Genomic DNA, 8,997 nt, shown 5'->3' with positions numbered 1-8,997 from the left:
GGGCCGGCCCGCCGTCATCGCGCGTGCGGAGGCCGACCAGCGGCGCAGCAGCGCGGCGGCTTCCTTGCGGCCCGAGCCGGGGGCCAGGTCGAAGGCGATGAGGTGGCCGCAGGCCTGGAGGGGGGTGGTGATGCCGGCCTGGTGCGTGCCGTGGAAGGGGACGGAGTCGCTTCCCACGGTGCTCAGCGCGGTCGGCGCCTCGGGGCGGGTGGCGGCGTAGACGCTCGCTCCGCCGGCCGCTCCTAGGACGAGTCCGGTGGCGCCGGCGGCTCCTGCCGTACCGAGCAGCCGCCGCCTGGAGATACGGGCGGCGGCGGCCCGGCCGTCGTCGTGCTCGGTGGTGGCGTGCCGCCGGTCTCCGCTCAGGTCGTTCTTGTCGTTCTGGCTGTTCTGGTTGTTCTTCTGGCCGGGCTGTATGTCGCGTCCTGGCCGGGTTGTTTCGCTCACGGTGGGTCAGCCGATCTTGATGTGCTTGTCGACAGTCGTCTCGTCGATGTCCGAGGTCCGTACGGTTACTTGGAGCAGCCAGTCGCCCGCCAGCGGGATCTGTATGCCGTCGGCGGCCCAGTGTCCGGCGGCGAAGCGCTGGGGGACGATCGGCAGGGGGCCGATCTTCTGCGCGCTGAGGGTGAGGGAGGCCCTCACCTCGGGTACGTCGAGCGGCTGGTTGTCGGGTCCGTTGACGTAGATGTGCATCACGTTGGTGCCGGTGTGGCCGGGGTCGATGTCGAGTTCGACGGTGCCTTTGCCCTTCGGGCCGCCGGTGTTGAAGGGCAGGCTGACGTTGACCGGGACGGGGACGGCGGGCGCCGCCGCTGCCGCCCGGGGCAGGGCGGCGGCTTCTTCGGCGGTGCGGCCGGGTTCGGTGGCGGTCAGTACGGTCGTGACGCCGAGGAGTACGACGGCGACGCCGGCTTCCGCCAATACGGAGCGGCGCAGTCCCGAGCGGGCGGGGTCGGCGTCCCGGATGCGTTTTTGGCGTGCTGTCGCCAATGCGGCTTTCTGGCGGGCGAGCTGGGTAGCTCTGACTGTGCCGGCAGCCGAGCCCGTGGATCCGCCGACGGTCGCCGCCAGGGGCGCTGTCGCGGCCACGGGCTCGGGGTCGGCCTCTTCGGCTTCGGCGTCGGCGTCGGCTTCAGCGTCGGTCGCGGTCGCGTTCTGTTCCGCTTCGGCCGTCCGTACCTCTCCGCGCTGCGCCAGCCGCGCGGTCCACCGCCGCGAGAACCACGCGATGGCGATGAGCACCACGACCAGACCGACCTTGACGAGCAGGAGCTGACCGTACGACGTGCCCCCGAGCGCCGACCACGATCCGACCTGCCGCCAGGCCTGGTAGAGCCCGGTCGCCGCGAGTGCGCAGACGCTCACGAAGGCGGTACGGGAGAAGCGCTGTACGGCGGCGCTGTCGATGAAGGGAGCCCGGTAGAGGGCGACGAGCAGAGCGGTGAGTCCGCCCAGCCAGACGGCCACGGCGAGCAGGTGCAGGATGTCGACGGGCATGGCGAGGCCGGTCTGGATGCCGGTCGACGCGTGTTCGGAGAGGGCCCAGGTCGCCGCGATGCCGGCGGCGACGACGGTGCCGCCGACGGCGAGCCCGAAGGTCAGGTCCTTCTTCTCCCGGCCTTCCTCGTCGCCACCCGCGCTGTCCCGCTTGGCGAAGGCGCCGAAGAGGACGGCGACAAAGAGGGCCGCGACGCCGAGGAGTACGAGCCGGGAGACGAGTGTGGTGCCCTCCTTGGTACTGAGGACGTCCTTGAGGCCGCCGAGGTCGAAGGCGTCGGCCAGCTTCCCCGAGCCGGTGTACGGGGAGCGGAGCAGGAGCAGTACGAGGGTGGCCGCGGTGAGGGTGACCCAGCCCCGGACGACGAGGCGTTGCAGGGGGCGTACGGAGGCGCCGCGCTGCCAGCAGCCGAGGATGAAGGCGGCGCCGCCGACGAGCAGGACGAACCCGGCGTAGGAGGCGTAGCGCGCTATGCCGTAGAGGATGCCGACGAGTCCGCCGCCGGCGTTCTGGTCGGGGAGGGCCGCGGTCGTCTTCGACGGTGCGCCGATGGAGAAGGTGAAGGCGCCGGAGACGGGGTGGCTGTCCTCGGACACGGCCTGCCAGGCGACGGTGTAGGTGCCGTCGGGCAGGCCGGCGTGGAGGCCGATGCCGTAGCGGGCCTTGCCCGAGCTGCTGAGGTCGCGGGTCTTCCCGGTGTCGGCGCGCTTGTTGGCCGGGTCGAGTACGCGGATGGCGTTGTCGCCGAGGGCGACCTGTTCGGAGAAGGTGAGGGTGATGTCCTTGGGGGCGGTCGCGACCACCGCCCCGTCCTCGGGTGTGCTCCCTGTCAGTGCGGCGTGTGCCGACGCCGTGCCGGAGAGCACGGTGAAAACGGCGCCGAGGAGCACCGTGGTGACGAGCAGCAGTCGCACGAGAGGTGCGGCTCCGAAGCGCGGGGCGGTGGCTGTCATGGCGTCTCAGTCCCTCACTGCTGGGTGGCCGGGTTGTAGTTGGTCTCCTTCACGGGAAGTTCGACCTTGACGGGGCCGGACTTCTCGAAGTGCAGTTCGACGTCGATCGTTTGACCTTTTTTGGGCTGCTTCTTGATGCTCATGAACATGATGTGGTTGCCACCGCGTTCGAGATCAAGAGTGCCGCCCGCCGGGACGGGGAACGACGTGACTTCTTCCATCCGCTGGTTCTCGGTCTTGTGGATGGAGATGTTGTCGGAGATGTCGCTGGTGACCGAGGTGAGTCTGTCGGCGCCGCCACCCTTGTTGGTGACGACGAGGAAGCCGGCCGCGAGGTCGCCGACGGGCTGTGGCATGAAGGCGCCGGTGACTTGCAGCTTCGGTATGCCGCCGGGCGCGGTGGAGGCCGCCGAGGCGGCGGAACCGGAGTCGGAGGTGGAGGCGGACGATTCGGCGGAGCAGCCGGCCAGTGCCAGTCCGGCGGCGAGGCTCACGGTGAGAGTGAGAACGGCGCGGCGGTTCACGGCTTCTCGCCTCGGATGATCTTCGGCAGATCCTTGGAGTAGTCCTTGGCGGTGGCGTCCTCGTCGTACAGCACGTAACCGCCGTCGGTCTTCGGCGAGAAGGCGACGACCTCGGCCCCATGGGTGGAGACGATGGTGCCGTCCTTCTGCTTCACGGGCGGTTCGATCGAGATGCCGACGCTCCTGGCACCGGCCTGGATGGCGTGGAAGTCGCCGGTGAGCCCGATGAAGGAGGGGTCCCCCGCCGCCGGCAGCCACTTGGCGAGTTCGGCCGGGGTGTCGCGCTCGGGGTCGGTGGTGACGAAGACGACCTGGAGCTGGGCCTGTTCGGCCTTGGTGAGGGACTTCCTGGCGATGGCGAGGTTGCTCATCGTCAGCGGGCAGACGTCGGGGCAGTTGGTGTAGCCGAAGTAGAGGAGCGTCGGCTTGCCCTGGGTCTCCTTGCGGAAGTCGAACGTCTTGCCCTTGGTGTCCTTGAGCACGAGGTTCGGTTTGGTGAAGGGCTGGTCGAGCACGGTCCTCGACGTCTGCTCCGACTGTCCGGAGATGTCGGCGACCGACTTCGACGAGCTGTCCCCGCCGCTGCTTCCGCAGGCGGACAGGGTGAGTGCGGCGGCGATCGCGAGAGTGACGAGGGCCGGCCCGGTTTTCTTGCGCATGAACTGGTTCCTGGTGGTGAGGTGCGGGGCATCCGCGCACGCGGGGCCGGGTCTCCCCGGCCTCGCGTGCCACGGATGCGTGGTGCGTCAGGCGGCGCGGCGCCGTCCGGCGAGTACTCCGAAGGTCACTCCGGCGATGCCGACGACGATGCCGACGATGCCGAGGACCCGGGCGGTGGTGTCACTGATGGTGCCGGAGGCCGAGGTGGTCTTCGGGTCGTCCTTCTTGGCCGACGCCTCGTCCGCCGCTGCGGTGGAGGCGGCGGCGGGTCCCGCGGCGGCGTGGTCGTCGGCGGGGACCGCCGCGGTGAGCTTCAGCACGGGCGCCGGGTTCTGGGGCTCCGGCGCGCCCTCCTTGGGCACCTCGATCCAGCGGACGACTTCCTTGTTGTCGTACGTCTGGAGGGCCTTGAAGACGAGTTGGTCGGTGTCCTCGGGGAGCGGGCTCAGGGAGAGCGGGAACATCTGGAATTGCCCCGGCGGGACCTTGGCGGAGCCGTCGGCGGTCCAGGTGACCTTGGAGACCGCTTCGGTGACCTTGCTGCCGTGCAGTTCGAGCGGCTTGGCGAGCTTGGTCTTGGTGACGGTGATCTTCCAGCCGGGCATGGCCTGGGCGGAGACCGAGGCCAGCGGATGGTCGGCCGGGAGGTTGACCTCCAGCTTGACGGTGGAGGCGTCGTCGCGCTCGGTGGGCACCTTGAAGTTGACGACGGCCGAGCCGCCCTTGGCGGCCTGGCCCAGCGGTTGCACGCTGACATGCGCGGAGGCGGGACCGGCGAACAGCAGCAGGGCGGAGGCGGCGACGGCTCCGGCGACGGAGACACGGGCGACGTTCGCAGCGGAGAGCTTCACGGAGGAACGCTTTCGGGCTGGGACGTTCACGGCTGGGAACACAGAACACTCCACGGTGTGATCGCCGCGCACAGGCGCGGCGAGGAGGGACGGTGATGTGGAAAGGTGACGGCGGAAGGGCACGTCGGAGGTCGGAGCGTGCCCGGCTCGATCGCGGCGCCGCGGACGCACGTACGTAACTGTGCCCGCACGTCCGGTTCATCCGCGTACGCGTCGGTTCGCGCCTGCGCGGGAGTGCGGAGGCGTACGCGACGCGTCAGGCCGCGAGAGCGAGGGCGGCCGGTGGGCCGCGCCTGATCACCGTGTGCTGGAGTGTCTCCCCGGCCGGCGCCGGAGGAGGGCCGTAGGAGAGGTGCCGGAGGTGCGGTTCCGGTACGGGTACGGCGGGGAGCCCGCCGAGCAGCGCCTGTACGAGCGTGAGCGCGGCCCGCAGGGCCCGGAGTTGGGCGTTCTCCGTGAACTCGCCCATGCCGTGGGCCGAGAGCCGGCTGAGCCGGACGAGCGCCAGGTCGCCGTGGCGCAGCAGCCAGCCGGTCGCGAGTGCGGCCAACAGGTGTGCCAGCGCCATGGGCAGGGTGGGCAGCAGCCCTTCGGCGAGGCCGAGGACCCCCGTACCGGTAGCGGCGCCCATGACGGATCCCATGCCGGGACCCATGGCCATGTGCGCGTGTTCGGCGCTCATGGCCGGGTCCATGTGGGACGAGGTGACGATCCGGAGGGCTTCGCTGTGGCTGAGGGACGAGCCGCTCGGTCCGCAGACGAGCTTCGACGCCAGGTCGACGACCGCGTCGCCGCTCTGCCCCGGTGTCACCCGCCCCGACATCACCATGGGCCCCTGCCCGAGGCCGAACAGGGTGTGCAGCGTCAGTTGTCCACCGGTCAGGGCGCCGACGATGGTGGCGGTCGAGCGCGGCCGTCCGGCGAGGGGCGCCGCGACGGCGAACACCCCGACGAAGCCGAGGAGCAGGGTCCACCAGGGGACGGGCGCGCAGGCGGCGAGTACGTGCCCGGTGGCGGCCAGCACAACGCAGACCGCGGTGAACACCGCGGCCCTCAACAGCCGCGGGGCGGCTCCGGCGTGTGCGACGGGGGCAGTCATGGCGGCCCTCATCATCGCACTGGGGCCTGGTCCGGCGTAGGGCAGGTCCGGAAGGTCACCGCGTGTCCCTTACACGGCCGTGTACCGCATTCGCGTCCGCCGAATGAGGGCCATCACATCCGCCGCGCGCTTACGAGTGGTCGTGAAGGGCAATACGTAACGGTATGTCGAGCCGCAGCCAGGAGGCTGGAACATGAGCATCTGGTGGTCTCTCCACTTGCGGCGCGAGGCCGCGAGCGTTCCGCTGGCGCGTCGCCTGCTGATCGGTGCCATGGAAACCGCGGGTGTCGACCCCGACGTCTCCTTCGATCTGTCGCTCGCGCTCAGTGAGGCCTGTGCCAACGCCGTTGAGCACGGCGGGGGTGCCGGGTCGGGTGAGGCGCCGGGGGGTTACCAGGTGACGGCGTATCTGGAGGGCGAGAAGTGCCGTATCGAAGTGGCTGATTCAGGACCGGGCTTCCGTCCCGGCTTCCGCCCCGGCCAGCCGTCCTGGCGTACGTGGCGGCGCCGGGCGTCCGTTCCCGCTCCGCTTCCGGCTGCCATGGCCGAGCACGGGCGGGGGCTGTGTCTGATCGAGCAGCTCGCCGACCATGTGCACTTCCGCAACCGGCCGGGGCGCGGCGCCGTGGTCAGCTTCGACAAGGTCCTGAAATGGCGGGAGGACGCCCTGCTCAGAGCGGTGTGAACTCTGTGCGGAGCGTCCTGCCGTTTTTCTCTCCGGGCGAGGGCCGGGCGCGGGCCCAGGTCCGGCCGGTTCAGCTCTTGAGCGCCGCCATCCAGGCCTCGACCTCGTCGGCCTGCCGGGGCAGTCCCGCCGACAGATTCCGGTTCCCGTCCTCCGTGACGAGGATGTCGTCCTCGATCCGGACGCCGATGCCCCGGTACTCCTCCGGGACGGTCAGATCATCGGCCTGGAAGTACAGTCCGGGCTCGACGGTGAGGCACATCCCCGCCTCCAGCGTCCCGTCCGCGTACACCTCGCGGCGGGCGGCCGCGCAGTCGTGGACGTCGAGTCCCAGCATGTGGCCCGTGCCGTGCAGGGTCCACCGGCGCTGGAGGCCGAGGTCGAGGACCTTCTCGACCGGCCCTTCCAGCAGGCCCCATTCGACGAGCTTCTCGGCCAGGACGTGCTGCGCCGCGTGGTGGAAGTCGCGGTACTTGGCGCCGGGCCTGACCGCGGCGATACCCGCCTCCTGCGACTCGTACACCGCGTCGTAGATCTTTCGCTGGATCTCGCTGTAGCGCCCGCTGACCGGGAGCGTGCGCGTCACATCGGCCGTGTAGAGGGTGTGGGTCTCCACGCCGGCGTCGAGCAGCAGCAGTTCGCCGGAGCGCACGGCGCCGTCGTTGCGTACCCAGTGCAGGGTGGTGGCGTGCGGTCCTGCGGCGCAGATCGAGCCGTAGCCCACGGTGTTGCCCTCGACGCGGGCGCGCAGGAAGAACGTGCCTTCGATGTAGCGCTCGCTCGTGGCCTCGGCCTTGTCGAGGACCTTCACGACGTCTTCGAAGCCCCGGACGGTCGAGTCGACGGCCTTCTGGAGTTCACGGATCTCGAACGCGTCCTTGACGGCGCGCGCCTCCGAGAGGTGGACGCGCAGTTCGTCGTCGTGTTCGGCGGTGACCTTGTCGGTGAGCGCGGCCTCGATGGAGGCGTCGTGCCCGCGGACGACCCGTACCGGTCCGGTGGCTTCGGCGAGGGCGGCGGCCACTTCGCGTACGTCCTTGGCGGGGATGCCGAGAAGCTGTTCGGCCTCGGCCAGCGAGTGCCTGCGGCCGACCCACAGCTCGCCCTGGCCGTCGAGCCAGAACTCGCCGTTGGCCCGGTTGGAGCGCGGCAGCAGGTAGATCGTCGCGTCGTGTCCGGCTTCACGCGGTTCCAGGACGAGGACGCCGTCCTGCGTCTGGTCGCCGGTGAGGTACGCGTACTCGGTCGAGGCGCGGAAGGCGTACTCGGTGTCGTTCGACCTGGTCCTGAGGTTGCCCGCCGGGATCACCAGGCGCTCGCCGGGGAAGCGCGCGGAGAGCGCGGCGCGCCGGGCGGCCGTCTCGGCGGCCTGCTCGACGGGCTCCAGGCCGTGCAGATCGGTGTCGGCCCAGCCGGAGCGCATGCTCTCGGCCAGCTCGTCGGACACACCGGGGTACAGACCGTTCTTCCGCTGCTTGATCGGCTCTTCTTCCGCTTCAGCTTCCGCTTCCGGGTCCTCCGGGAGGAGCTCCTCAGCCACGTCTTCTTCTCCTGACTCGACAATCGGCGAAAATCACGACACGACGTACGCGGACGTCACGGCACCGGGCCGCCGCTCCATCGTATGTGCGAGGGGAAGACGGCCCGGTGGTTACGGAGCGGCTGTGAGGAATCAGTCGAAGCGGGCGGCGAGCAGCACGATGTCGTCCGCCGCCCCGGTGTCCACACGCCCTTCGGGCAGTACGGTCCGCAGGACGTGGTCGGCGATCGCCCCCGGATCGTCCCTGAGGGCCTTCGGTACGCCGGCGGCGGCCGCGTGCAGCCGCGCCGAGGCGCGGTCCATGGGGTCGCCGGTACGCCGGAGCAGCCCGTCCGTGTAGAGCAGCACCGTTTCTCCTCGCTCGGCGGCGAGTTCCACGCTCGGCGCTTCCCAGCACGTGAGCATCCCGAGGGGTGCGGAGAGCGTCGTCTCGACGAACTCCGTGCGCCGGTCCCCCACGATGAGCGGGGGCGCGTGTCCGGCTCCTGCGAGCAGCATCGTGCGCCGTCCGGGTTCCGTGTACGCGAAGAGCGCGGTGGCCGTGCGCGCCGGTTCGGTCAGGCGCAGCAGGAGTTCGAGGTCGGAGAGTACGGCGACGGGGTCCTCGCCCTCCATGACGGCGTACGCGCGCAGCGAGGCGCGCAGCCGTCCCATGGCGGCGACGGCGCTCGGGCCCGATCCGCCGACCGAGCCGACGGCGAGGCCGAGCGCGCCTTCGGGCAGCGGCAGTGCGTCGTACCAGTCGCCGCCGCCGCGCGGTCCCGTGTGGTGGCGTACGGCGAGCTTGACGCCGGGGACGCGCGGCAGCCGGGCGGGCAGCAGTTCCTCGGTCAGGGTGGTGATCTGGGTGCGGGCGCGCTCCAGGTCGAGCAGGCGGGCGAGGTGTTCGGAGGCGTGCCGGGCGTAGAGGCCGACGAGGTGGCGCTGGCGCTCGACCGGTTCGGCCGGCTCGTCGTACAGCCAGACGGCGGCGCCGAGCTTTCCGCCGGCGCCGGTGCGGGGGTCGGCCGCGGTGTCGGTCCCGGTGTCGGCGGTGTCGCCCGCGGCGGTGAGCGGTACGGCGTAGCTGGCGCCGTAGCCGAGCCTGGCGGCGACTTCGCGCTGGCGCGGGTCCAGTTCGGCGTCGCCGAGGAGGTCCGGTTCGCCCACGCCGGCCGCGCCGGCGGCGCGCGCGGCGCCGACCA

Annotated in this window: 9 protein-coding genes; 1 reads left to right on the top strand and 8 read right to left on the bottom strand. The window is 70.9% G+C overall.

All coding sequences use genetic code 11. The features are described from left to right. The 6 genes from QR77_RS19250 to QR77_RS19225 all read right to left on the bottom strand — a co-directional run. Positions 1–303 (bottom strand): Dyp-type peroxidase domain-containing protein (locus QR77_RS19250; protein WP_173476444.1); only part of this gene is annotated, 303 nt, incomplete at its 3' end. Positions 304–453: 150 nt separating this feature from the next. Continuing rightward, entirely contained in the window at positions 454–2,454 is a 2,001-nt protein-coding gene (locus QR77_RS19245) for a copper resistance protein CopC (RefSeq protein ID WP_040023161.1), read from the bottom strand. A 14-nt stretch (positions 2,455–2,468) separates the two neighbouring features. Further along, entirely contained in the window at positions 2,469–2,978 is a 510-nt protein-coding gene (locus tag QR77_RS19240; protein ID WP_040023159.1) for a copper chaperone PCu(A)C, read from the bottom strand. Beyond that, a complete protein-coding gene (locus tag QR77_RS19235; protein ID WP_040023157.1) occupies positions 2,975–3,637 on the bottom strand; it encodes an SCO family protein in 663 nt (220 codons plus the stop codon). Before QR77_RS19235 ends, QR77_RS19240 begins: the two co-directional genes overlap by 4 nt. A gap of 87 nt (positions 3,638–3,724) precedes the next feature. Then, on the bottom strand, positions 3,725–4,489 hold the full coding sequence (locus QR77_RS19230; RefSeq protein WP_040023155.1) for a YcnI family protein: 765 nt from the start codon (positions 4,487–4,489) through the stop codon (positions 3,725–3,727). Between the two features lie 256 nt (positions 4,490–4,745). Further along, positions 4,746–5,588: a hypothetical protein gene (locus tag QR77_RS19225; RefSeq protein ID WP_040023153.1), complete on the bottom strand. Its 843-nt coding sequence runs from the start codon at positions 5,586–5,588 to the stop codon at positions 4,746–4,748. Positions 5,589–5,781: 193 nt separating this feature from the next. On the opposite strand from QR77_RS19225, the gene QR77_RS19220 reads away from it, so the two are divergent. Further along, positions 5,782–6,273, top strand: coding sequence for an ATP-binding protein (locus tag QR77_RS19220; RefSeq protein ID WP_040023151.1), 492 nt, complete (start codon positions 5,782–5,784; stop codon positions 6,271–6,273). Positions 6,274–6,343: 70 nt separating this feature from the next. On the opposite strand, the gene QR77_RS19215 is transcribed toward QR77_RS19220, so the two are convergent. Next, on the bottom strand, positions 6,344–7,813 hold the full coding sequence (locus QR77_RS19215; RefSeq protein WP_040023149.1) for an aminopeptidase P family protein: 1,470 nt from the start codon (positions 7,811–7,813) through the stop codon (positions 6,344–6,346). 132 nt (positions 7,814–7,945) lie between these two features. Next, a partial coding sequence (locus QR77_RS19210; protein WP_063798048.1) for a PP2C family protein-serine/threonine phosphatase occupies positions 7,946–8,997 on the bottom strand: 1,052 nt, incomplete at its 5' end.

This window comes from Streptomyces sp. 150FB, from assembly GCF_000818195.1.
In the GTDB taxonomy this organism is placed as follows: Bacteria; Actinomycetota; Actinomycetes; order Streptomycetales; family Streptomycetaceae; genus Streptomyces.
The sequence above is the reverse complement of the archived record's forward strand: the minus strand, read 5'-3'. Positions and strand labels throughout refer to the sequence as shown.